The sequence below is a fragment of the Acetobacter sp. DsW_54 genome (assembly GCF_002153575.1).
GTDB lineage: Bacteria > Pseudomonadota > Alphaproteobacteria > Acetobacterales > Acetobacteraceae > Acetobacter > Acetobacter fabarum.
Map to the genome: position 1 here is coordinate 240,461 of NZ_JOPD01000003.1, position 23,652 is coordinate 264,112.

A 23,652-nucleotide genomic window follows, 5' to 3' on the forward strand; every position below is an offset into this window, starting at 1 on the left:
AACTTATGACAAATCCTTATAAGTCCCAGAAAGAAAAGTCCTTAGTATTTATTAAGCTGCTGAAGCGTATCCGATGGTGTTTGCAGGCCTGAATACTGCATGACACCAAATGTCATCGTGGCATCTGGCGTAGGGAGGTCTTTCTGCCGCCAGCCCCCACCCAGAGCACGGATCAGCCCGACTGTGCTTTGCAACGCGCGGGCCTGCACCTGCACCCGGTCAATCCGTGCATCCAGTGTGTTGACCTGAGCAATCAACGCATCAAGGTAATTGTCAGCACCACCTTTATACAAAGTCATGGTCAGGGTCTGGGCTTTTTCCGCCGTCCCTACCGCCTGCCCCAAACGCTCGGTTTCTGCCCGCAGTCGGTTGGTCATGGAAAACCCGTTCTCTACATCCGCAAAGGCGGAGAGCACGGTCATGCGGTAATGATCCAGCGTTTCGCGGTAGACGGACCAGGAATGCTGCAACTGGGCACGGCGCAACCCGCCCTCAAACAGAGGCATGGAAACAGACGCCCCGTAAGACCACATGCTGTTGGCCAGATTAGCCAGGTTGAAGCCATTGGAATCAAACCCGCCATTGGCGCTAAAAAACACATGTGGATAAAACGCCGCACGGGCAATACCAATAGCCCGGTTTGCCTGTGCCATACGCCTTTCCGACGCGGCAATATCGGGCCTGCGTTCCAGCAGATCAGACGGCAGACCCGCAGGAACATTAGGTTCTGCATTGCTCAGATCATCCACCGGCTGGATATGAAAGGTGGATGGCTGCTCATTGACCAGCACGGCAATACCGTGTTCCAGCACGTCCCGTTGGGCCTGCACGTCCAGCAGGCGGGCCTGTGTCATGTAAAGCTGGTTCTGCGCGCGGGCGACATCAATGCCGGTGGCATTCTGGTTATCCAGCCGTGTCTGGGTAACGTGTAACGCCTGCTGATAATAGGCAATGGACTGGGTATAAATGGCGTGCTGGGCATCCAGCCCCCGCAGGGCAAAATAATCCGTTGCCAGTTCCGCCTGCAAACTGAGCCGTGCGGCGGCATAGTCTGCCGCCTGTTCCTGCGCATAGTATTTCTGCACCCTGACCCGGTTACGAATACCAGACCAGATATCCGGCTCCCAGCTTGCAAGGCCGGAATAGAACTCATCCGTTGCAGTAATCGGGCCTTTGTAGCGGAACAGCCTGTCTGCCGAGCTTTTGTTGTCGCTTGAGCCAAACGCCATGCCAAAATGCGGCAAAAGGTCGGAGCGCGCTTCCATAACAATAGCGCGGGATTGCGAAAAACGCTCCGCAGCAGCCTGAAGGTCAGCATTGTTGGCCAGTGCTTCCTGCTCAAGCCCGTTGAGCACGGTATCATCAAACAGGGTCCACCAGTCTGGTTTCAGCGCCACGGTGCTGGGGGCCGCATCCTTAAAAGGCCCCTGCCCGTGCCAAGAGGCCGGCACAACATAATGTGGCGGCGCATAACGGGGGGCCAGATCGCACGCACTCAGCGCACTCAGGGAGAGCAGCAGGCCCGCCCGCGCCACCAGAGTACGCACAGGCAAGGGACGAAAATATGCAGATATATGTTTCATTCGTCATCATCCCCCTTTGTTTCCGCCGTTGCGTTGGGTGTGCTGAGGTAGCCCTGCTCCGGCTCCACGGGCCTGACCTTACCCCCTTCCATCAGATCGGCTGGCGGGTTGTTGATAATCCGGTCATCGGGGGCAAGACCTGCACTGACCTCCGTATAGGCATCCGACATGCGACCCACGGTTATGTTCTGGTAATGCGTAATCTGCTGCGCATTGACCGTGGCAACCTGCATACCGTGTTCCTGAAACACCAGTGCGCCAGTGGGAATGGTATAAACCCCCTTGCGGGCCGGAGCGGTCAGGGTGACGGAAGCAAAACTGCCCGGCCATAGTTTTTGTTCCGCATTGTCGATGGAAAACTCCGTAATGACCGTACGGGTATTGGGGTCAAAACCTTTAGCAATTGTCAGGAACTTTGCTTCGAACACGGCATTGGGGAACTGTGGAACGGACACCTTTGCCACCAGTCCGGGCTGGAGGATGGAGGAAAATGTTTCCGGCACGGATACAAACAGGCGCATGGCATGGGTGTCCGCCACGGTAAACAGCTCGCTGGCTGTGCCGTTTGCATTCATGCTGCCGCTCCCGGCCCCCACATAATCCCCCACGTTGATGTTACGCGCGATGACCACGCCATCAAACGGTGCTTCAATGCTCTTGAAGTGGATCATGGCCTGATACTGGGCCACCTTGTGTTCAGCGGCTTCCAGCTCTGCCTTGGCGGACTGTTCATTGGCGTTCTGCACGGAAACAGACTGGCCAGATACAGCCTGCGACTGGCCCATGGACCGCCAGCGGGTGGCGGTTATGGCAGCAAGGCCGTATTTGGTCTGCGCCACCTTCAGGTCCGCCTGCGCCTGTGCGTATTCCGCATCCAGCCGGGGCGTATTGATTTCGGCCAGCAGATCACCCTTTTTAACGACTGCGCCGTAATCGCGGTACCACATTTTTACATAGCCAGAGACCTGCGCATACATGGGCGCTTCGTACCATGCGCTGATTGTACCCGGTAAGGACATGGTCACTGTTGGTGGTGCGGGTGTGGGCTTGACCAGCGCAACATCGGGCACCCGGTCATAGGCGGCGTCCTGCTGGATGCGCACGGTATTATGGGCGCGCTGGACCAGCAGATACGCAATATCCGCCATCATGACAGCCGCGAAGAAAATAATGACAATTCTGCCTTTGCTAGCAACAAACATCAGACAGTCTCCTGCTGGTTAGCGGCATCCGTGCTGGATGGCCGGGCCGGACGATGGTGGAAAATTGCATAAACACAGGGGACAAAAAGCAGGGTGGAAACCGTAGCCACAACCAGCCCGCCAATAACCGCCTTACCGAGTGGCGCATTCTGGGAATTACTGATGGCCATTGGCACCATGCCGATGATCATGGCCGAAGCTGTCATAATAACCGGGCGGATACGGCCAATACCGGCTTCAATTGCTGCGGTCGCGGCACTGCGATGCATGGCAAAGCGCTCCTTGGCGAAGGACACGACCAGAATGGAATTGGCCGTGGCTGTTCCCATGCACATGATCGCACCTGTTAGCGCAGGCACGGAAAGGCGCGTATGGGTCAGGAACAGGCTCCACGCAATGCCCGCCAGAGCCCCCGGCAATGCCGAGATGATAATGAAAGGATCAATCCAGGACTGGAAGTTGATCACAATCAGCATATAAATCAGCAGGACCGACACAACGAGACCGGCAATAAGCTCCACATAAGCGCTATGCATGGTGGTGGCCTGCCCGCGGATGTCCACCGCCACACCGCGTGGCAGATCGCTTTGTGTTGCAGCGATTTCCTGCTTGACCTGACTTAGAACGGAGCCAAGGTCGGTAAACTCGGTAGAAACGTAAATATCTATATCAGGCATGGAGTTATAATGAGACACCTGCCCCGGCGTGCCGATGGGCGTGATGGTGCTGATGCTACCCAGCAGCTGCATATCCTTGCCTTCGGGGTCGTTGTCCCCCTTATCCACCGGAATGGTCAGCAGGTTGTTGTAATGTGTAAGCTGGTCCTGGGAGACATAGACATTGAGCGGGAAGGTAATGCCGGTTTTGGGATCAAGCCAGTACTGTGGGTCGACTGTCTGACTGCCCGAGAGAGTCATGAGTTCGTTACTGGCAATATCCCCTTCCGTCATGCCCGTGGCCTGACCAAATGTGCGGTTCCCCTGCACAAACAGCGTTGGCGTGGCCATGGTCTGCTGGATTGTCGTATCCACCGCGCCGGGTATGTGCCGCAGGCGGTTCACCAGCAGGCGGGCATAGCGGTAGTTATCCCGGATATTCGGGCCTGATACCTGAATATCAACCGGGGCGGGGGAGCCAAAGTTAAGGATTTTTTCCGTCAGGTCCGCAGGCTGGAATGTAAAGACCGTGCCGGGAAAACTGGCCGAAAGCTCACGCCGCAGCAGAGCACGCTCATCCCATACGGGGGAAAGCTCGTTCTTGAGCGTGATGCTCAGATCGCAATCCTGCGTGCCGATTGTGGGTGTTGGAATAAACGCCTGATTATGCGGACCTTCCGGCAGACCGCAGTTGTTGATCACCCCTTCCACCTGACCGGGCAGAAGCTGCTCGATACGGTCATCCACCAGACTGGCTATGCGCCCTGTGGTTTCAATCCGGGTACCAAGGGGCACGCGCATGTGCATCTGCAATGCACCGGATTTAACCTCGGGGAAGAAGTCCTGCCCCACCACCGCAAACAGGGCGAGGGAGAGAACAGACACCCCCAAAAACACGGCCACAAACCTGTGACGCCGGGTTACCACACGTTCCAGCACCCGCCCGTAACGGAGCTTGAAGGCATGGAAAGCATGCTCAAACCTGTTCTGGAACCGGCCAAAAACACCTTTGGGCAAAGCTTCATGCTCATCCCCGTGCAAACCGGGATGCACCTGCCCTGCCAGCAGATATTTGGCCATGGTCGGCACCAGTGTGCGCGACAGGATGAACGATGCCAGCATGGCAAAAACAATGGCTTCGGCCATGGGCATGAACAGCCACCCTGCAACACCACTCAGGCGGAACAGCGGGGTCCACACAATGCAGATGCACAAGGTGGCAACCAGCGTGGGAATAACGATCTGGTTGGCAGCATCGATAATCGCTGTTTCCAGATCCTTGCCCATTTCCAGATGGGTATCGATATTCTCGATCATGACGGTCGCATCGTCCACCAGAATACCCACCGCCAGAGCAAGGCCACCCAGTGTCATCACGTTAATGGTCTGGCCAGCCCATAGCAGGCAGATAATGGCGGCCAGAATGCACAGGGGAATGGACGTGGCGATAATAATGGTGGAGCGCCACGAGCCAAGGAACAGCAGCACAACCAGACCAGTCAGCACTGCGGCTGTCAGCATTTCGCGCACGACGTCCCGAATGGCGTCCTTCACAAAAACCGATGCATCACTCAGGACCGAAATATGCACATCCGGCGGCACAAGCTGCTGGATACGCGGCAACAGCTCCTTGGTTCTGGAAACGACATCCAGCGTTGAGGCATCACCACTTTTCATGACAATGACCTCAACACCCTGTTTGCCTTTTACAAGCACAAGGTTGGTCTGCGGATGGCCGCCACGGTACACGTTGGCAACGTCATGCACATAAATGACCGAATTGCCCACGCGCTTGACGGGAATATCCCCCAGTTCCTGCATGGAGCGCGGGGTGGCGTTGGTCTGAACCATCCAGTCCGTACGGTCTATTTTCTGATCCCCGGCGGGCAGAACAATGTTCTGCTTGCGCAGGGCGTTCTGCACGTCCATGGCGGAAAGATGGTGCGCCTGAAGCTGCGTCTGGTTGAGCGCAACCATAATAAAGCTATCCATCCCCCCGTACGCCTGCGGCAGAACCGAGCCCGGCACGGTAACAAGAATGGGGCGGATGCGCGTCATTGCGATCTTGAACAGGTCTGAGGGGGTCTGCTTGTCCGATGTGACCTGCAAGGCCAGAACCGGCACTGAGGACGCATCCAGCCGCATGACCATGGGGGCGGGAATATTGTCTGGCAGCTGTTTGATAACAGTCTGGGAAATAGCCGTAACTTCGGCTTCCGCCTCACCAATATCCGTTCCGGGCTGGAAGTAGATATTGACGATACTGCGACCGTAATACGAACTGCTCTCCATGTGTTCTATGCCCTCCACAGTGGAGGTCACGGCCAGTTCGTAATTATAGGTTATGCGTCCGGCAAACTCCTCTGGCAGCATGCCGCCATATGTCCACACAACAGACACGACAGGCAGCTTGATGTTGGGAAACACGTCGGTTGGCGCACGCAGTACGGACATGACGCCAAATGCGAGAATGAGCAGAGAAAGGACCACAAAAGTATAGGGCCGTTTCAATGCGGTTATGACAATAGCATTCATGCGTTCCCAGTTCTCGATGGATTGTGGTTGGGATTGGCCTGAAGCTAGGAATTTTTTATTCAAAAATCTGTTAGAAAAAATTTTATTGATATAAAAACAAAATTAATATGTACGCATCACCTTAAGCGGGAATAAAAATTATTTCCGGAATATGCATGATATATTCATACGTTTTCCTATTTTATAAACATGGAAAACCACAACATATCGGGCAGAGCGCAGCCCCCATATGGGGGGGATGGCACAGGCATCCATTACGCTGCACCAATAGCGGCTCATGCCCGAACGGGTGCCAACTCAACAGCCGGAAGGAACAGGCTGTTTGATACCCAGTATATTTTTATAAGAATAAGGAATGGCGGAGAGGGAGGGATTCGAACCCTCGGTACGATTGCTCGCACAACGGTTTTCGAGACCGCCCCATTCGACCGCTCTGGCACCTCTCCGTGGGGATGCGTTATAGGTGTGCTGGCACAAATACGCAAGTGCTATCCGCAGGAACATGTACTGGCTTCCTGCACCATATCCCCAAGACTTATGGCCGAACCAGCCGCGAGCGCACCCCCGCCGCCATTGGCCATATTATGGCTGCTCTGGCATACCCTGCACGCAGGCTGGTCAAGATATGTGTCAAACATCCATATTAAGTGAGGGTTTATGTGTATGTTCAGACCCTTACCGCATGTGTTTGCGGCTTGACGCTGTGCGCTATCTGGTGCAAGTCAGCGTGCACTATACATGTCCTTACCAAACGCTGAATAGAATTGAGGTGTATTTGTGGTAGCCGGGTTATGGTGCCCGCTTCCCAAGAGGAAAGAGCCGTAGCTTGACCTATGTGCCTGTGCAGCCATTTTTTTTCGATATGACAGACCAGCAGAAACACCTTCAGAGTCTGGGGCGCGGTCCTCATGGCGTGTCGGCACTACAGACACCGCCACAAAGCGCCCTTAAAACGCTGAAAGTGGTTTTCCTGCTGATTGCCCAGCCGCACCAGACGCTCCACTCGCTCCCCATCGCCTTTGAAATGGCAGCCCGCCACCCCAATGCGGAAGTGCATGTGGCCTGCCCAACCCAGAACCATCTGGATTACGCCCGCTCGCTCGGCCGGCTCTACCCGGCGGCAAAGGTCATCTACGACCTGCTCCCCATTCCCGCATGGCTTGGCAGACTGGTCGAGCGTAATGGCCATGGTCCGCTCGAGCGGCTGGCTTCCCTGTTTTTCAGCCGCCATTACTTCAATCAGTTTCAGGCCATTGTGGTGCCGGAGCGGACATCGCTCTACCTCAAGCGCATGGGCGTGACCAAACCCCTGTATATCTGGACCCGCCACGGTGCAGGCGACCGGGCCATCGGGTTTGCTGATGACATCAAGCAGTTCGACTTTGTGCTTCTTTCAGGCAAAAAAGTGGAACAGAGGCTGCTTGAACGGGGCCTTATAACCCCCGGCGAATACCACATGGGCACCTATGCCAAGTTCGACATTGTGGAGCGTCTGCACAAGCAGCAGGCCAGGCTGTTTGATAACGACAAACCCGTTGTGTTGTACAACCCGCATTTTTCACGCGGGCTGACATCATGGTACCAGTTTGGCGAGACAATCCTGAACTACTTTGCCAATCAGGATCATTATAACCTGATCTGCGCACCGCATTACCGCCTGTTCAACGGCCACAAAAAACAGGCCGAAGCACTGGTCAAGCGCTTTGCCAAATACCCCAATATCCTGATCGATACCGGCAGCACCCGCAGCATAGACATGACCTACACCATGGCGGCGGACCTTTATCTGGGGGATGTCAGCAGTCAGGTTGCCGAGTTCCTGATCCGGCCCAGACCATGCATTTTCCTCAATGCACATCACGCGCACTGGCAGAACAACAAGGACTACCGGTTCTGGACACTGGGGCAGGTCATCGACACCCCCGATGAGCTGGGCCACGCACTTTCCGTTGCCTTTACCCGTCAGGATGAGTTTGAAGGCAGGCAGCGCGCTTATGTTGCAGAAACCTTTGAACATCAGGACAAAAGCCCGACATCCCCCGGAGCAGCGGATGCCATCATGCGCTTTTTGCAAAAAAAGGTCTAAGCCCCTCCCTGCTCCTGCAAGCATGCCCAGCGTGCTTGTCCCTCGCCTATTGGTCTGATCCGTGCAAAAATCGCGCCGATGAAAATCGCATATATTATAAACTCCGTGGAAAGCGGTGGCGCGGCGCTACCCGTTCCGGCCATTACAAAGGTCATGCGGGACGCCGGGCACCATGTTGAGGTTTTTGCCCTGACCCGGCGCAACGGTCTGGCGATTGAACCGCTGGAAAATGCTGGGCTTACACTCCATATCCGCCCCGGCACACGCAAGGACCACCTCCCTGCCCTGCGCTGGCTGCACAAGCAAATGCGCGCCTATAAACCCGATGTTATCTGGACATCGCTCAGCCGGGCCACATTACTGGGGCAGATGGTTGGACAATGGCAGCATATTCCCGTTGTAAGCTGGCAGCATTCCGCCCGCCTCAAACCCCTGAACGCAGCCCTGTTACGCCGCTTTAAAAACAGAAGCGCCCTGTGGGTGGCCGATTCCTCCTGTGTGGCAGAACAGACACGCCGCACGCTGGGTGTTACACCGGACAGGCTTGTGGAATGGCCCATCTTCAGGGCGGACCCCGATGTTCCTACCGCAACCCCCTGGCAGCCGGGCACGCCTGTACGCATTGGCACGCTAGGGCGGCTGCACCCGGTCAAGGGGTATGACACGCTATGCGCGGCCATTGCCCTGCTGCAAAACTGCCCTGACCTCCCCCCTTTTGAAGTCCTGATCGGTGGTGAAGGGGAAGAACGCCCCCACCTTGAGGCACTGATTGCCAAAGGCCAGCTCCCCATACAGATCCTTGGGCATATTAAAGATCCATCGGTTTTTCTGTCCCGGCTGCACCTTTATGTCCAACCCTCCCTGTGGGAAGGTTTCTGCTTGGCCGCGCATGAGGCCATGCTGGCATCCCTGCCGGTTGTTGCCTCCAACGCGGGGGAAATCCCGTCTTCCATTACCCCGCAAACCGGCCGCATTGTGCCACCGCAGGATAGTGCGGCCCTTGCCAGTGCTCTGGAAGACCTGCTCAAACAGCCCCAGCATCTGGCGGATATGGGCCAACATGCCCGTGCTACAGTACTGGCCCGTTTTGGCGCGCAGCATTTTGACCGGATCGGCCGGGACATTCTGGCCCGCGTTGAGCAGATTGTGGCCCATAACATAAAAACCACAATGGCCTGATCCTGCCCTGAAGATTGCATTCTTATGCCATAAAACCCTGTCAATTTTAGAACCTGAAATTTCAGCACTCTGTAAATCTGACCAGAAAGACTAGTCGTGAAAATTGCCTTTATCTACATTGCCGAGCCATATCAGTGCTACCACACGGCAACCGTGGCGAGCGCGCTGGCGGCAATGCCGGGTAATCAGGTCACTGAGTATTACAGCTTCCCCGACACACCATTACATCTGCAACGCATCAGGCGTTCGCTCGATTTACCAGACCTGCCTCTTACGCCCTTCCCCAAATCATGGAGGGCAAAGGCACTCAAGCGCGCCAGACGCCTTGATCAGGAACGTACCCTTGTTCTGAAAGAAAATGTTGACGAGCTGAATACGTATGATGCGGTCATTGCAACAGAGTATTCAGCCGGCATTTTAAAGCAGATGGGGCTGAATAAACCAAAACTCATTCTACTCATGCATGGGGCCGCAGGGCGTTACGTAAAAGACCAGAACCTGATAGACCAGTTTGACCTGACCTTACTGTCCGGCCCCAAGGAAGAAACTTTTTTCAAAAGCCATGGGCTGCTGCAAAATCATGCCAGCAAAATTATCGGCTATCCGAAGTTCGATGTTTTTGCCGCCATGCGCCACGAAAAGCCCATTCATTTTGCCAACGGCCACCCTTTTGCCCTTTACAACCCCCATTGCCAGCGATCCCTGACATCTGCCTCCAGATGGATGATGCCGCTTATCAAGGGATTTCGGGCACAACTGGACAAACCCGAGGGGTATAATCTGGTAGTGGCCCCCCATATCAAAATGTTTCACAAGGGTTTCGGGTTTAAGGCGCGCGCCTTAAAACGGCAGGAAGGGCCGGGTATTCTGGTTGATACCGGCTCACCTGCAATGCTGGACATGACATACACGTCCCAGGCTGCCCTTTATATTGGGGATGTCAGCAGCCAGATTTACGAGTTCCTTGCCATTCCCCGCCCCTGCGTTTTTTTAAACCCTAACAAAATCGCATGGAAGAATGACCCGCACTTTGTATACTGGACCTTGGGCGACGTCGTAGAAAACCTGCACGACCTCATGCCCACCATAGCCAATGCTGCAAAGCGCCACGCCCTGTACCGCCCTGCGCAGGAAAAGTTTTTCCAGGACGCCTTCTGCGCCCCCCTGCTTGGTGCTTCGCAACGTGGGGCCGAAGCCATCATGCATTATCTGGCCCCGACCTGAGCACACGCTGCCTGTGGGAGCATTAAAGGCTGGCGGAATAATGGCTTTTATTGTCCATACGGAGCATGACCGGGATCATTCCCAGACATCGGGGGTTCAGGTCATGGACAAATCCGCAAGTTTGTGTTCGACACCCTCATGGCCAGCGATAAATCACTCTTTAACAGCATATTCCGCAATGTAGGTTTTTTGACCGCAGGACGCATTGGCAATGCACTTTGCAGTTTTATCTACATTTCCCTTGCCGTGCGCACTCTGGGGTTGGCGGACTTTGGCCTGCTCATTCTCATTCATTCCCTAGCTTCCGCCGCCTCCATGGTTTCACGCATGCAATCATGGCAGACGCTCATCCACTTTGGGAGCGAGGCATTCGCCCGCAAGGACATTCCCCTTATCAAGCAGGTTATCGGGTTTTCCATACGTCTGGACACGCTATCCGCTGCAATTGCCCTAAGCCTGGGCATTGTGCTGGTTCTGATTTATGGCACCCTCGCCAGCTGGCCCCAGCATATTATAACGCTAGCCCTGCTTTATGCTTTTTGCAGTCCGTTTATGTACACCGGGTGGTCCAATGGCATATTGCGCCTGTCTGGCAAGTTCCACGTTGCCCCGATCATAGATTTCCTGTGCTCAACATTTCAGACATCCGCAACATTTGTTGGCTACAAGCTCCACTATACTCTGGGTTACTTCCTGCTGATCTGGGGGCTTACGCGGGTTATTGATTATGCTGGCTCCGTGTGCTTCGCACTTTCCTCCATTAAAATGAATATTTTTAAAATCTACGCGCATGCCTTCCACAATCGCAAATGGAAGCTGCCGGGAATGTGGGATTTCACACGCAATGTGACCCTGAACCAGACACTCGGCTCTGTCTCGGGGCAGATTGCAACGCTTATTATTGGTGGCCATCTTGGCCCGGCGGATGCGGCTATTTTCCGGGTATCGCGGCAGATTGCCGATGGCATAGCCACGCCGGCACAACTCCTGACCCCGGTGCTTTACCCGGAGCTGATTAAAATGCGGGATCAGAACAACTGGCGCGGCTTAAAAAAGCTGACCTTCATCATGTTTTCAGCTCTATTGCTGCTGTCTTCCGCGCTTATTGTTCTTTCATTTTTTTCCGGCGGGAAAATATTTTCCTTTATGTTTCATGAAACAATTGAAAACTCATCCCTGTATATTTCCATGATGCTGGTTGCCACTGCCTGCAACCTGCTGCTTGTACCGCTAGACCCGTTATTGACCGTTATGAACCGCGTGCGCTTTTTAACCCTTAACCGCACCGTTATTACGGTACTGTATTTTCCGGTTTTATACATTTTTACCAGCCAGATGGGACTTTACGGTGCCTGCATTGCCACCGTACTGTCCAGCGCCGGGGTTCTGCTCTCCCGCTTTGTGGGGATATGGCTTTTCAAGAATGATTTGAGACACAGGGTGTAACCCCGCCTCCCCTCAGTCCGGCTGCACAAAACAGGGATTTTCTTGACCATGGGATTGCGCAAAGACATCTGGCGTGTGGGCATTGTAAACAGCCCGCTCCAGCATATTCTGGCACAGGGCACGCTTGAAGGGCTGCCCGTTGTCTGGACCCCTCCCATGCGCCGGTTCTGCTTTCGTGCAGACCCGTTTGGCCTGTGGCGCGATGACAGGCTTTACGTGTTTGTCGAGGACTATGACTACCGCGTGCGCGTAGGCTCCATAGATGTTCTGATCTACGATAAATCCCTGCATCTGCTGGAGCAGCGCAAGGTGTTGCAGACTCCGTGGCACCTCTCCTACCCATATGTTTTTGAAGCCGATGGCCATACATGGATGCTGCCCGAGGCTTTTCGCTCGGGCAAACTGACCCTTTACCGTTGCAGGCACTTCCCCGATCAGTGGGAGGAAGCCACGGTAATTGATCTGGGTGATGATATTGCCATAGACGCCACACCCTTTTTTCATGATGGTCTGTGGTGGCTGTTTTATATGCCCGCCACCAGCCGCACCGCAGCCGTAGGGGCGTTGCATCTGGCATATGCCCCCAGCCTGCTTGGCCCGTGGCAGCGCCACCACGCAAACCCTGTCCGGCTGGACAATGCAAGCACCCGCCCCGGCGGCACACCCTGCGTGCACAACGGCAAGCTGGTGCTCCCGGTGCAGGACTGCACGCATACATATGGTGGGGCAATCCGCCCCCTGACCTTTGACACCCTGACCCCCGACCGGGTTGTAACCCACGCCGGGGCCGCCATCGGCCAGAACGACAGTTTTGCGCCTTATACAGAAGGCATGCATACGCTGGCCGGAGTTGGCCCCGTTACACTGATTGATGCAAAATATACGGACCTCTCCGCCTACGGTATTGGTTTGCAGGCATGGCGTGAGGTCAGGCGGCTTGGTGCCAGACTTTTCCACCCAAAAGGCGCGTAACAGGGCCATACCCCCGGTTCACCGCCAAAATTACGCCAAAGCGCAAGTTATTGATTGACGTGGCGGCGAGTCTGCCAGTAAAAGCCCCGCTAATCCACGCAGATGGAAGCATGCCGTGCAAAGTCGCGGCCAAAGAATAAAAAGCGAGCTGATTTTTCGCCTGTGCCCAAGGTGCCGCGAGGGTCAAGAGATCGGAAAGAGAGACAGTTTATGTTCGCAGTTATCCGCACTGGCGGCAAACAGTACCGGGTTGAGCCCAACATGGTGCTGAAGGTTGAAAAGCTGGAAGTCGAAGCCGGCTCCACCATCACCTTTGATGACGTTCTGGCCGTTGGTGGCGAGAGCGGCACGACCATTGGCGCTCCCACAGTTGCTGGCGCAAAAGTAACGGCTACCGTTATCGCTCAGGACCGCCTCAAGAAGGTCATCATCTTCAAGAAGCGCCGTCGGCAGAACAGCCGCCGCAAAAACGGCCACCGTCAGCCGGTTACCGTTCTGCGCATTCAGGAAATTAACGCCGCCTGATTTCCCTTTGGGGAAACAACAGGCCGGTTAGACCACGGAGGACTTAGGTCATGGCACAAAAAAAAGCTGGCGGTTCATCCCGTAACGGGCGCGATAGCGCCGGACGCCGCCTTGGTGTAAAAAAGTTTGGTGGCGAGCAGGTTCTTGCTGGCAACATCATCATTCGCCAGCGTGGCACAAAGGTAAAGGCTGGCGTGAACGTTGGCGTTGGCCGCGACCACACGCTGTTTGCTCTGGTTCCCGGCAATGTGCGTTTTGAACGCCGTGCAGAAGGCCGCGTCCACGTTTCTGTTGATGCGCTGCCCCTCGCAGCCGAATAAGCAGGCTGGGTTTTTCCAGCCTACGTTTTAGCGTAGCTGGAACGCAAAACAGGGCCGGGCCGGAAGGTTCGGCCCTTTTTCGTGTTCCGGGCCGGAAGGTATGTCATGAAGTTTCTAGATCAGGCTAAAATCTACGTTCGCTCAGGCGACGGTGGAGATGGTGTGACAGCCTTCCGTCGGGAAAAATACATCGAATTCGGTGGCCCCGATGGCGGCAATGGCGGCCGTGGTGGGGACATCATATTCGAAGCCGTGCCCAACCTGAACACACTGATTGATTTTCGGTACACCCAGCATTTCCGTGCCCGCAAGGGTGGCAATGGTGCTGGCTCGGACCGCACGGGTGCGGCCTCCCCCGCTGTTGTCATCAAGGTGCCTATTGGCACCCAGATCATGGATGATGACCGCGAAACCCTGCTGGCCGATCTGGACGAAGCCGGCAAGCGCGTGACCCTGTGCCGTGGGGGGGATGGCGGGTTTGGCAATGCCAACTACAAAAGCAGCACCAACCGCGCCCCCCGCCGCTCGGACAAGGGCTGGCCGGGCGAAGAGCGCTGGGTATGGCTGCGCCTTAAACTGATTGCGGATGTCGGGCTTGTGGGCCTGCCCAATGCAGGCAAATCCACCTTCCTGTCCGTTGTCTCCGCAGCGCGCCCAAAAATTGCCGACTACCCCTTTACCACCCTGCACCCCCAACTGGGCGTTGTGCGCCTGTCCATGACCGAAGAATTTGTGGTGGCGGACATTCCGGGGCTGATCGAAGGGGCCCATGAAGGCACGGGGCTGGGCGACCGTTTTCTGGGCCACGTGGAACGCTGCGCCGTGCTGTTGCACCTGATTGATGGTGCCGCAGGCAACGTGGTGGACACATGGCGCACCATCCGCCACGAACTGGCGGCCTATGGGGGCGGTCTGGCAGAAAAGCCGGAAATTATTGCCCTGAACAAGACAGACGCCATGACCCCACGTGAAGCATCTGCCCGCCGGGCGGCACTGCAAAAAGCCAGTGGTGCTCCTGTGCTGCTGATCTCCGCGGCAACACGGCAGGGTGTGCCGGAACTGTTGCGCCTGTTGCAGGATAAAGTAACGGCCTCCCGCAAGGACGCGCAGGACCAGTCCTGACCCACCAACCCGCAATGCCATAGCTGGAGGGGGCCTTGTCCCCCAACGGATGAGCCCATGACCACAGACAGCCCCCGCCCCTCACTCCTGCATGCAAAACGGCTGGTTATCAAAATCGGCAGTGCTCTGGTTGTGGACCCACAAAAAGCCGCTCCACGGCAGGAGTGGCTGGCCAGCGTTGCCGCAGATATAGCGGTTTTGCGCAAACAGGGCGTGGCGGTGAGTGTTGTGTCCTCCGGGGCCATAGCACTGGCACGGCATACGCTGGGGCTTGCGGGTGGGCCACTGCGGCTGGCGGAAAAACAGGCCGCAGCAGCCGTAGGCCAGATCAGCCTTGCCCAGGCATGGAGCAATGCCCTTTCCGCCCACGGGCTGACAGCCGCCCAACTGCTGCTAACCCCCGAAGACACAGAAGACCGCAAGCGCTACCTGAACGCCCGCGCCACCTTGAATACCCTGCTGGAACTGGGGTGTGTGCCGGTGATTAACGAGAACGACACCATTGCCACAGCCGAGATCCGCTTTGGGGATAACGATCGGCTGGCCGCCCGCGTAGCGCAGATGACCGATGCGGACCAGCTTGTGCTGCTCTCCGATATTGATGGGCTATACACAGCCGACCCACGCACTAACCCCAACGCGCAGCACCTGCCGGTTATTGAGGCCCTGACGCCCGAAATCGAGGCCATGGGGGGTGAGCCGCCACCGGGCTACTCCTCGGGCGGCATGCGCACCAAGCTGCTGGCGGCCAACATTGCCACACGCTCGGGCTGCGCCATGGCCATTGCCATTGGCAAAACCATGCACCCGCTTCAGGCTCTTATGGATGGCGCGCGCTGCTCATGGTTCCTGCCCCAGAGCAACGGGCATACGGGCCGCAAGCAGTGGATTGCCGGCAGCCTGAACCCCACGGGGGAAATTAAAGTGGATGCGGGGGCTGCCGAAGCCCTGCGCAAAGGTGGCTCCCTGCTCCCTGCGGGCGTTCTGCACGTACAGGGCAACTTTACGCAGGGTGATCTGGTGGAGGTGGTGGATGCCAGCGGGCGCATACTGGCCCACGGCCTTGCCGCCTATGATGCGGACGATGCACGCCGCATAGCCGGGCACCATTCAAGCGAGACCGCCAGTATTCTGGGCTGGCAGGGGCGTGATGAGATCATCCACCGTGATGACCTTGTGATGGTCTGACACAGCAGCCCCAAAACCACTACAGGACTAACCCCCGCAACACCCGATGTTAAGGTTTGTTGCGGGAGGGAAAATGCAGCACGGGCTCGGCCCGGCCCATATAATCATCGTACCGCCCACTCGTTGTGCCAGAACGGGGCTGCCCCCCTTCACGCGAGAAATCGGGGCGGTAGGCTTCCTGATTGGCATCCGGCGCTTTTTGGCGGCGCTGGGCCTCGGCACTTTTTTCCGGCTGTTCGTCTTCCTCCTCATGCCAGGGCATGCGCCTGACCGGAGCAGACTTGTAGGGGTCGGATTCCATGGAAGGCGCCGGAGGAGCTTCCTGCCGGGCCTCGTAGGCGTCGGACACCCTTGGTGCGCGCAGTTCCGCAAAAACGGGCACACCCCGTGGGGTGGCTGGTTTTTCCACCGCGGGGGGGCGTACTTCCTCCACCACGGGCCGGCTCTCGCTCTCTGCGCGGCGGGTAAAGGGGAGTGGGGGTTCCGCCCCATGCCCCGCATACCCTTCCGGCACCCTGTTGCCCTGCATGGCGCGCGCGCGCAGTTCTGCCTGAAGTTCCTCCAGCTGGAGGGAGAGTTCAGCCAGCCTGCCTTTGACGCCAAAAACGGCAAAAGGCATCATCATGAACGCAAGCCCGAACACAATGCCCACCGCCAGAACCAGCAACTGGCCCCATAGCGGTACCCATTCGGGAAAAGACAATGTCATCATCAAAAGCCGCCCCGACCCTGTGTTGCGCCTGCGTGGATGATCTTACATGCCCAGCGCACGGCGGTAGATGTCCAGCAGGGTTTCCTGCTCTTCCACTTCCGAAGGTTCCTGTTTGCGCTGGCGGATAATCTGGCGAATGACCTTGACATCAAACCCGGCGGATTTGGCCTCGGTAAAAATGTCCTTTATGTCGCCTGCCAGCGCCTTGCGCTCTTCTTCGAGCCGTTCAACCCGTTCGATAATGCTTCTCAGACGGTCTGCGGCAATGCCGCCTACTGCTGCGTCTTCTTGTTCGCCATCCATGTTCGGCTCCCTTTAGTTGCGCATCGTATCTCAGGCACAGGAATACGGAAGACCAAAAACCCGTATCCTGCTGCTTGCCAAAGGCGCGGGCTTATCGTGCTGTGTGCACGGGGTCAATGATCACACACCATTCTAACCCTTGCAAACACGTCCTGAGCCTTCCATAAGCGGAGCAGCCTTTGTGCGCTGTGGCGTAACAGCGCCTGCAAACGCCTTTATTGACGGCGGCCCTGCCCACCACCCTTGCGGGAATGTTTTTTCCATGGCTCTGGTCAATCACACGGGACCTTTTGACTTTGTTATTTTTGGCGCAACGGGCGACCTGTCGCGCCGCAAGCTGCTCCCTGCCTTTTTGCGCCGCTTCCATGCGCAGGAGTTCAGTGACGATGCGCAGATCATCTGCATTGCCCGCACGGAACTGAACACGGAGCAGTTCCGTGAGCAGACCGAGGCCGCCCTGCGCGAGTTTGCCCCCGAAACCGCACAGGACGAACAGACCCTGCGCCATTTTCTGGGCCTGCTGACCTATATTACGCTCGATGCGCTCAAACCCGGTGGGGACTGGCAGACGCTTGATACCCTACTGAGCGCTAACGACCGCCCCCGTGTTTTTTATCTGGCCACCGCACCAGCACTCTACTCCCCGCTCTGCGAGGCACTGGCCCGGCATAACCTGATTAACCAGCACTCCCGCGTGGTGCTGGAAAAGCCCATTGGCGTTAATCTGGAAACCGCACGCGCCATCAATCAGGGGGTGGGGCAGTTCTTCCCCGAAGCATCCATTTACCGGATTGACCATTATCTGGGTAAGGAAGGGGTGCAGAACATTCTGGCCCTGCGCTTTGCCAACCCCGCGCTGGAAAAACTGTGGTCGTCCGAGGCCATAGCCCATGTGCAGATTACTGCGGCAGAAACCGTAGGGGTGGGCAGCCGTGGTTCCTATTACGATGAATCGGGCGCTCTGCGCGACATGGTGCAAAACCACCTGTTGCAGGTCCTGTGCATGGTGGCCATGGATGCCCCGGCCTCCCTCGGCTCCGATGATCTGCGCAACGAAAAGCTGAAAGTGCTCAACGCCCTGCGCCCCATGACACCGGACATGGTGCGCCGCAACGTTATTCGCGGGCAGTACGTGGCAGGCGAGATCAAACGTCAGGACGTACCCGGCTATAACGAGGACCTGGGCACCGGACGTGCCAGCAATACGGAAACTTTTGTTGCCATCCGCACCAAAATCCGCACCGCGCGCTGGGGGCATACCCCCTTCTACCTGCGGACCGGCAAGCGGCTGGCCACCAAAACCACCGAAATTGTCATCCAGTTCCGCCCGCAGGTGTGGCCGATCTTTACCAACATGCCCTCTCCGGGGCGGCTGGTTATCCGCATTGCCCCGCATGAGGAACTCTCGTTTGTCATGGCGGTGCGTGACCCCGGTGCAGGCGGGTTCCGCGTGCGCAATGCCACGCTGGGCATGTCTTACGAAAATGCCTTTTCGGTCACGTATCAGGATTCGTACGAGCGCCTCCTGCTGGACGCCGTGCGCGGGGACCCCGCCCTGTTCATCCGCCGGGACGAGGTTGAAGCCTCCTGGCAGTGGATTGAACCCATTCTCAACTCATGGCGGCACGCCATGACCCCGCTGGAACCCTACCCGGCGGGAAGCTGGGGCCCAGCCTCCACCCGCTCCCTGCTGGCCCGCGATGGCGCCCTGTGGCACGAAGATATGCTGACATGACAGACACCAACACACCTACCCCCAAACCCAAACGTGGCCCCTTTGCCCAGCGGACGCTGCGCCAGCATGTCCTGCGCAGGCTGGCACTGGTGCTGCCGCTTACGCTGCTCATGATCGTTCTGGCCAAAAGCGGCATACTGGAACGACTGGTGGACCGGTACACGTTTTCGGCCCAGAGCTGGTACGATGATACGGCTCTTGACCGGCACCTGCGGTTCAAGATTACGCAAAACGGCATGACGCATGACAGGCCCGACTGCCTGCTGTTGAATTTTATTATCAACGGCAACGACCAGCCCACCGCGTCACGCATTGAAGTGATGGAAAAAAGCACCGGCACATGCCCAGCCCCCAAGGGTGAACTGCCCAAACTGTTTACACTCAAGGTGGACCGCATGAACCGGATTGTCCTCTCCGACCAAGGCTCCCCCGGCCAGTTCCACCCTATTCCCTGAGCGGAGCGCGCCCTGCGCCCCAGCACCGGGCCTTACGCGCTGGCTGCAAAAGCCTTGCGTAAGGCGCGCCCCCCAAGGCGGAGTGCCGCCTTGCCGTGGGGCATAAGCGCGTAAAAATTAAGGAACGCATGCAGGGTTCCGGGGTAGCAGCGGTACAGCACCGGCACCCCGGCCCGTTTGAGGGCTGAGGCATAGGCCTGCCCTTCATCCCGCATGGGGTCACATGCTGCCGTAACAATAACGGCCGGGGCCAGCCCGCCCAGATCAGCCGTGTGGCCGGGCACAAAATGCGGGTGTGTCCAGTCCTCCTCCCGCTGGATGTATTGGGCGGCATACCACTCCATGGAGCGGCGGGAGAGAAAATACCCTTCCTCGTATGTAGACTGCGACGGCAGGTTATTACGCCCGTAAAGTGATGGGTAATACAGCAGTTGCAGGGCCGGGTTAGGGCACAGGCCTGCCCGGCCGTTCTGCGCCAGTACGGCGGCAATGTTCCCCCCTGCGCTATCCCCCGCAACCGCCACCTGTCCGCCCCAGTGCCGGGCGGAGGCCCCCGCCAGCCAGACCAGTGCCGCACGGGAATCCTCCACCGCTGCGGGAAAAGGGTTTTCGGGCGCCAGTGCGTAATCGGGCAGCAGCACCGCCGCACCCGATGCCCGCGCAAGACGGCAGCATATGCCGTGGTGGGAGTTAAGGCCGCAATGCACAAACCCACCCCCATGCAGGTACAGCACTGCCCCACGCACCCGCCCATGCGGAATGTAAAGCCGTGCCGCCAATGGCCCCGTTGCTCCCGACACCTGCACACGCACCACCCTGCGCAGCGGCAGGGCGGACAGACGCTGGGGGAAAGAGGGCGTATCCATTGCCTTGCGCAGTATTTTTAGAAAATGCTGCTGCTCTGGCAGTGCCGCCGCAGGCTGTGCCTGTACCTGTGCCCCGCCCTGACCCTGCGCAGTGTTGCCCTGCCCTGCCCCTTTTTTGGGTAAGCGTTTTTTACGGCGCTCCTGCCAGCGGATCAGCCCAAGCAGCACGCGAGAGGGCAGGTTGGGCCGGAGTGGGGTTGAAACGGAGGTGGGAACCATAAAATCAGACATATGTGCATGATGTGCGTTCTTGCCCGCTCCTGCCAAGAGCGCTTTTCCAACACAAAGCCCTTGACCTGCGCCAGCCGCCAACGCAGGGTGCGCGGGCCAGACGGTCGGACGGTCGCTGTTGTGCGTTTTTGCGCATGATGGAGGAAAGTCCGGGCTCCACGGGAAGAACGGTGCCGGTTAACGACCGGCGAGGGTGACCTTAGGGAAAGTGCCACAGAAAACAGACCGCCTTCCGGGTTCCATGCCATGGGAAACCATGGGACGGGCTGAAGGTAAGGGTGAAACGGTGCGGTAAGAGCGCACCGCTCCGCTGGTAACAGGGGAGGCACGGCAAACCCCACCGGGAGCAAGACCGAATAGGAACGGCAGAAACCTTAGGGTTTCGGGGGTTCTCCCGCCCCGTCGTTCGGGTTGGTCGCGTGAGGCATGTTGCAAGACATGTCCCAGAGGAATGATCGTCCAGGCCCTTTTGGGCTAGACAGAACCCGGCTTACAGACCGTCTGGCATTTTTTACCCCCCCCCTTTTCCCGCGCATGAAGCTGGGCACGCATGGGCTTTTGCATGCCCTTTTTACTGCAAAAGAACATAACATGAACAAATAATGTCTTTCCCAAGTTCGATTCTACGCGATCAATACATTCATGCGACTCTCCAACAAAGTATGAATACTTTATAAACGGCTGTTTTCTGCTGTTTTTTCTTCGCTTTTAATTTGCGTCCCATGCTATCCCATGCTATCCCACGGCAGACCATAAAAGTGGTTGCGGTCCCATGTTCCCCGCCCCCCCCAGGAACAGAAACCATTGGCTCAAAAGGACTTCTGAACTTCGTGAGTGTGTTCCTCGGCACGCATGAAAATCGATTCGACGCAAAAGGACGCGTCTCGATTCCTGCTGGGTTCCGCTCCGTTCTCAAGTCACAGCAAAAGGAAGGCGATGCGCTGGTGATTCTCCGCCCCTCCCATACGCTGCCCTGCATTGAGGCATGGCCAGCCGTGGCCTTTGCCCGCCTGACCGAGCCACTGGACCGGCTGGACATGTTCTCTGACGAGCATGACGACCTTGCCGCCGCCATTTACGCCGATGCCTACCCCATGGACCCTGACCGTGAAGGCCGCCTGATGCTGCCCGACTTCCTGCGCGAACATGCCGGGTTGCAGGATGTCTCTACCGCCGCATTCATGGGGGTTGGCCGCATCTTTCAGATCTGGGAACCCGAGGCTGCGCGCCTGCGCCGGGCCGAAGCACGCCAGAAGTCCCGCCGTGTCACCATTCCCGCGGCATCGCAGACCAGCCAGAGGGAAGACTAGGCCATGAACGCGCTCCCACTTCCCTCCGCCATCAAGCCCCCCAGCAGTGGGCATGTACCCGTCATGCTTGATGAGGTTCTGCATTATCTGGCTCCCACCCGTGGTGAGGCCATTCTGGACTGCACCTTTGGCGGGGGCAGCTATAGCTGCGCCATTTTGAACACGGCGGAATGCAACGTTTGGGCCATAGACCGCGACCCGGACGCCATAGCCCGTGGGCAGGTGCTGTGCGCCGAAATGGAAAAAGTGGAAGGCCGCTCACGCCTGCATATGCTGGCAGGCAGTTTTGGCCACATGGCCGAACTGGCGGAGCAGGCCCATGCTCCCCGTTTTGATGGCATTGTCATGGACCTTGGCGTGTCCTCCTTCCAGATTGATGAGGCCGAGCGTGGCTTCTCCTTCCGGTTTGACGGGCCGCTGGACATGCGCATGGCCAGACAGGGCCGCAGTGCAGCCGACATCATCAACACTGCCCCAGAGGCGGAACTGGCCGATATTTTCCATTTTTATGGGGAAGAACGCCACGCCCGCCGCGTAGCCCGCGCCGTTGTGGCCGCGCGGGCGGAAACCCCGCTCCACACCACGTTGCAACTGGCCGAGGTCATCCGGAGCGTGGTGCCGCAGGACCGCTCGGGCATTGATTCCGCAACCCGCAGCTTTCAGGGCCTGCGGATTGCCGTGAATGATGAGCTGGGTGAAATCGAACGTGGGCTGGAACAGGCCCTGACCCTGTTAAATGACGGCGGACGGCTTGTTGTTGTCTCCTTCCACTCGCTGGAAGATCGTCTGGTCAAGCGCGCCATGCAGCGCGCTCTGGGCAAGGATGTCAGCTTTTCCCGCCATGACCCGCGTGCATCGCTCGCCCCGGCGGCCCCGGCTGCTTTTGTGGGCCTGACCAGCAAGGCCATTCGCCCAGGCGATGCCGAATGCCGGGCCAACCCCCGTGCCCGCAGCGCACGCCTGCGCGCCATGATGAAACGTCCTTCTCCATCCGCTTCTTTGACTAAAGGATTGAGTGCATGATCCCCCGCCCATTTACATGCTGCTGCGCTGTTCTGGCGATTGCATCGGGGTTCTTCCTTTATACAAAGAAGCACCAGACAACCCTGCTGGACCAGCAGATTTCCGCCATTGTCAGCGAAACCGAACACGTGCGCGGGCAGACCGCCATGCTCCGCACGGAATGGGCGCTGGAAAACCAGCCGGAGCGGCTGGCAGCTCTTGTTGTCAAACACGCGGCTTACCTCCAGTCCATGGACCCGGCCCAGTTTGTGCGGATGGCAGACCTTGTGCAGCACCTGCCCAATGTGGTCCACGAACCCGTGGCCGTGGCGCAGGCCAGCGCACCCGCACAGGTGGCACAGGGCAGCAAAACCGCAGCCCAGCCAGCAGCCCCCGTGGCGGTTGCCAGCAGCACCACGGCGCATCTGCCCCCGCCGCAGCCCGAGCGTGAACACACTCTGGCTGTAGCCGATGCAGCCCCCACGCCCCCGCGTCCGCTGCCTGTGCGCGCTGTGCGCCCACACCCGGTAACTGTTGCCATGGAAAGCCCGGCACAGGCACCGCATGTTCTGGTTGCACCCGCAGCACTGCCGCCGCCGGTTGCGCAGCATGATGCCCCCATTACCCGCGCAGCGGTGGCACCCCGCCACCAGCCCGTGCAGGTGGCTGATGCCCCCCGCCCCAGCCTGCACCAGAACCTTGCAACAGCCAGCGCGGATGATACGGATACCTCAGCCTCCCGGCGTGCAACGCTGGCTGCTGCCAGCCGGGCAGAGGCCATGGCCCCACGCCGCCTTGCCCAGAACAGTGATGACATAACGCCTGTGCGCCACCCCCTGCCTGTGGCCGCAGCAAGCTGGCACCCTGTTCGCGCACATAGAACACCCGTAGCAGAGGGTTATATGGAAGCCCGCGCAACTTCCGGTTATACGAACGGGTCCCTGCTGAGTCGCGGTAGCGACGCCCTGCCCGCCCCTGTTCCCGTAACCAACTGATTGTT

The 23,652-nt window shown here is 57.9% G+C and carries 20 protein-coding genes, 1 tRNA gene and 1 other RNA gene; 15 read left to right on the forward strand and 7 right to left on the reverse strand.

Going from position 1 to position 23,652, the window contains the following annotated elements; translation table 11 throughout:
• Positions 1–41 precede the first annotated feature (41 nt).
• From HK20_RS02890 to HK20_RS02905, 4 genes are all read right to left on the reverse strand, one after another.
• Complete coding sequence (locus HK20_RS02890) at positions 42–1,583, reverse strand: efflux transporter outer membrane subunit (RefSeq protein WP_086645566.1); 1,542 nt, start codon at positions 1,581–1,583, stop codon at positions 42–44.
• A complete protein-coding gene (locus HK20_RS02895; RefSeq protein ID WP_086645567.1) occupies positions 1,580–2,785 on the reverse strand; it encodes an efflux RND transporter periplasmic adaptor subunit in 1,206 nt (401 codons plus the stop codon). The genes HK20_RS02890 and HK20_RS02895 overlap by 4 nt, the downstream gene beginning before the upstream one ends.
• Complete coding sequence (locus HK20_RS02900; protein ID WP_086645568.1) at positions 2,785–5,976, reverse strand: efflux RND transporter permease subunit; 3,192 nt, start codon at positions 5,974–5,976, stop codon at positions 2,785–2,787. The genes HK20_RS02895 and HK20_RS02900 overlap by 1 nt, the downstream gene beginning before the upstream one ends.
• 356 nt (positions 5,977–6,332) lie before the next feature.
• Positions 6,333–6,422 (reverse strand) — tRNA-Ser (locus HK20_RS02905).
• Between the two features lie 509 nt (positions 6,423–6,931).
• Between HK20_RS02905 and HK20_RS02910 the strand changes: the two genes are divergently transcribed.
• The 9 genes from HK20_RS02910 to proB all read left to right on the forward strand — a co-directional run bounded on the left by HK20_RS02910 (position 6,932) and on the right by proB (position 16,038).
• Entirely contained in the window at positions 6,932–8,062 is a 1,131-nt protein-coding gene (locus tag HK20_RS02910; RefSeq protein ID WP_086645695.1) for a CDP-glycerol glycerophosphotransferase family protein, read from the forward strand.
• 78 nt (positions 8,063–8,140) lie between these two features.
• Positions 8,141–9,241: a glycosyltransferase gene (locus tag HK20_RS02915; RefSeq protein ID WP_086645569.1), complete on the forward strand. Its 1,101-nt coding sequence runs from the start codon at positions 8,141–8,143 to the stop codon at positions 9,239–9,241.
• 96 nt (positions 9,242–9,337) lie between these two features.
• On the forward strand, positions 9,338–10,465 hold the full coding sequence (locus tag HK20_RS02920; RefSeq protein WP_086645570.1) for a CDP-glycerol glycerophosphotransferase family protein: 1,128 nt from the start codon (positions 9,338–9,340) through the stop codon (positions 10,463–10,465).
• Positions 10,466–10,588: 123 nt separating this feature from the next.
• Entirely contained in the window at positions 10,589–11,911 is a 1,323-nt protein-coding gene (locus HK20_RS02925) for a lipopolysaccharide biosynthesis protein (protein WP_233129050.1), read from the forward strand.
• 48 nt (positions 11,912–11,959) lie between these two features.
• Positions 11,960–12,883 (forward strand): formyl transferase, encoded by a 924-nt coding sequence (locus HK20_RS02930; protein ID WP_086645572.1) that lies wholly within the window; start codon positions 11,960–11,962, stop codon positions 12,881–12,883.
• A 210-nt stretch (positions 12,884–13,093) separates the two neighbouring features.
• A complete protein-coding gene (rplU, locus tag HK20_RS02935) occupies positions 13,094–13,408 on the forward strand; it encodes a 50S ribosomal protein L21 (RefSeq protein ID WP_025826492.1) in 315 nt (104 codons plus the stop codon).
• A 50-nt stretch (positions 13,409–13,458) separates the two neighbouring features.
• Positions 13,459–13,728, forward strand: coding sequence for a 50S ribosomal protein L27 (gene rpmA, locus HK20_RS02940; protein ID WP_048854263.1), 270 nt, complete (start codon positions 13,459–13,461; stop codon positions 13,726–13,728).
• A 105-nt stretch (positions 13,729–13,833) separates the two neighbouring features.
• A complete protein-coding gene (gene obgE, locus HK20_RS02945) occupies positions 13,834–14,850 on the forward strand; it encodes a GTPase ObgE (protein ID WP_086645573.1) in 1,017 nt (338 codons plus the stop codon).
• 57 nt (positions 14,851–14,907) lie between these two features.
• Positions 14,908–16,038 carry a glutamate 5-kinase gene (gene proB, locus HK20_RS02950; protein WP_086645574.1) on the forward strand — a complete coding sequence of 377 codons (1,131 nt, stop codon included), beginning with the start codon at positions 14,908–14,910 and terminating at the stop codon, positions 16,036–16,038.
• A gap of 49 nt (positions 16,039–16,087) precedes the next feature.
• On the opposite strand, the gene HK20_RS02955 is transcribed toward proB, so the two are convergent.
• Positions 16,088–16,750 (reverse strand): hypothetical protein, encoded by a 663-nt coding sequence (locus HK20_RS02955; protein ID WP_086645575.1) that lies wholly within the window; start codon positions 16,748–16,750, stop codon positions 16,088–16,090.
• A 42-nt stretch (positions 16,751–16,792) separates the two neighbouring features.
• Entirely contained in the window at positions 16,793–17,053 is a 261-nt protein-coding gene (locus HK20_RS02960) for a DUF2312 domain-containing protein (RefSeq protein WP_086645576.1), read from the reverse strand.
• 262 nt (positions 17,054–17,315) lie between these two features.
• On the opposite strand from HK20_RS02960, the gene zwf reads away from it, so the two are divergent.
• Complete coding sequence (zwf, locus tag HK20_RS02965; protein ID WP_086645577.1) at positions 17,316–18,788, forward strand: glucose-6-phosphate dehydrogenase; 1,473 nt, start codon at positions 17,316–17,318, stop codon at positions 18,786–18,788.
• Positions 18,785–19,243 carry a hypothetical protein gene (locus HK20_RS02970; RefSeq protein ID WP_086645578.1) on the forward strand — a complete coding sequence of 153 codons (459 nt, stop codon included), beginning with the start codon at positions 18,785–18,787 and terminating at the stop codon, positions 19,241–19,243. Before zwf ends, HK20_RS02970 begins: the two co-directional genes overlap by 4 nt.
• A 32-nt stretch (positions 19,244–19,275) precedes the next feature.
• Here HK20_RS02970 and HK20_RS02975 read toward each other — a convergent pair whose 3' ends face one another.
• A complete protein-coding gene (locus HK20_RS02975; RefSeq protein WP_086645579.1) occupies positions 19,276–20,340 on the reverse strand; it encodes an alpha/beta hydrolase in 1,065 nt (354 codons plus the stop codon).
• 96 nt (positions 20,341–20,436) lie between these two features.
• Here HK20_RS02975 and rnpB point away from each other — a divergent pair.
• From rnpB to HK20_RS02995, 4 genes are all read left to right on the forward strand, one after another.
• An RNA gene (gene rnpB, locus HK20_RS02980) (RNase P RNA component class A) lies at positions 20,437–20,849 on the forward strand.
• Positions 20,850–21,170: 321 nt separating this feature from the next.
• The gene (gene mraZ, locus HK20_RS02985; RefSeq protein ID WP_086645696.1) at positions 21,171–21,650 is read left to right on the forward strand and encodes a division/cell wall cluster transcriptional repressor MraZ; all 480 of its coding nucleotides are present in this window, start codon (positions 21,171–21,173) and stop codon (positions 21,648–21,650) included.
• Positions 21,651–21,653: 3 nt separating this feature from the next.
• The gene (gene rsmH, locus HK20_RS02990) at positions 21,654–22,673 is read left to right on the forward strand and encodes a 16S rRNA (cytosine(1402)-N(4))-methyltransferase RsmH (RefSeq protein ID WP_086645580.1); all 1,020 of its coding nucleotides are present in this window, start codon (positions 21,654–21,656) and stop codon (positions 22,671–22,673) included.
• Positions 22,670–23,647, forward strand: a complete 978-nt coding sequence (locus HK20_RS02995) for a hypothetical protein (protein WP_086645581.1) — start codon at positions 22,670–22,672, stop codon at positions 23,645–23,647. Before rsmH ends, HK20_RS02995 begins: the two co-directional genes overlap by 4 nt.
• Positions 23,648–23,652 lie beyond the last annotated feature (5 nt).

Bases quoted from the DNA above. Each gene is read 5' to 3' on its own strand.
- HK20_RS02970 (WP_086645578.1), top strand. From the start codon at position 18,785: ATGACAGACACCAACACACCTACCCCCAAACCCAAACGTGGCCCCTTT.
- rsmH (WP_086645580.1), top strand. From the start codon at position 21,654: ATGAACGCGCTCCCACTTCCCTCCGCCATCAAGCCCCCCAGCAGTGGG.
- rpmA (WP_048854263.1), top strand. From the start codon at position 13,459: ATGGCACAAAAAAAAGCTGGCGGTTCATCCCGTAACGGGCGCGATAGC.
- zwf (WP_086645577.1), top strand. From the start codon at position 17,316: ATGGCTCTGGTCAATCACACGGGACCTTTTGACTTTGTTATTTTTGGC.
- HK20_RS02895 (WP_086645567.1), bottom strand. From the start codon at position 2,785: ATGTTTGTTGCTAGCAAAGGCAGAATTGTCATTATTTTCTTCGCGGCT.
- HK20_RS02995 (WP_086645581.1), top strand. From the start codon at position 22,670: ATGATCCCCCGCCCATTTACATGCTGCTGCGCTGTTCTGGCGATTGCA.
- HK20_RS02890 (WP_086645566.1), bottom strand. From the start codon at position 1,583: ATGAAACATATATCTGCATATTTTCGTCCCTTGCCTGTGCGTACTCTG.
- HK20_RS02915 (WP_086645569.1), top strand. From the start codon at position 8,141: ATGAAAATCGCATATATTATAAACTCCGTGGAAAGCGGTGGCGCGGCG.
- HK20_RS02960 (WP_086645576.1), bottom strand. From the start codon at position 17,053: ATGGATGGCGAACAAGAAGACGCAGCAGTAGGCGGCATTGCCGCAGAC.
- HK20_RS02930 (WP_086645572.1), top strand. From the start codon at position 11,960: ATGGGATTGCGCAAAGACATCTGGCGTGTGGGCATTGTAAACAGCCCG.
- rplU (WP_025826492.1), top strand. From the start codon at position 13,094: ATGTTCGCAGTTATCCGCACTGGCGGCAAACAGTACCGGGTTGAGCCC.
- obgE (WP_086645573.1), top strand. From the start codon at position 13,834: ATGAAGTTTCTAGATCAGGCTAAAATCTACGTTCGCTCAGGCGACGGT.
- HK20_RS02955 (WP_086645575.1), bottom strand. From the start codon at position 16,750: ATGATGACATTGTCTTTTCCCGAATGGGTACCGCTATGGGGCCAGTTG.
- proB (WP_086645574.1), top strand. From the start codon at position 14,908: ATGACCACAGACAGCCCCCGCCCCTCACTCCTGCATGCAAAACGGCTG.
- HK20_RS02975 (WP_086645579.1), bottom strand. From the start codon at position 20,340: ATGTCTGATTTTATGGTTCCCACCTCCGTTTCAACCCCACTCCGGCCC.
- HK20_RS02900 (WP_086645568.1), bottom strand. From the start codon at position 5,976: ATGAATGCTATTGTCATAACCGCATTGAAACGGCCCTATACTTTTGTG.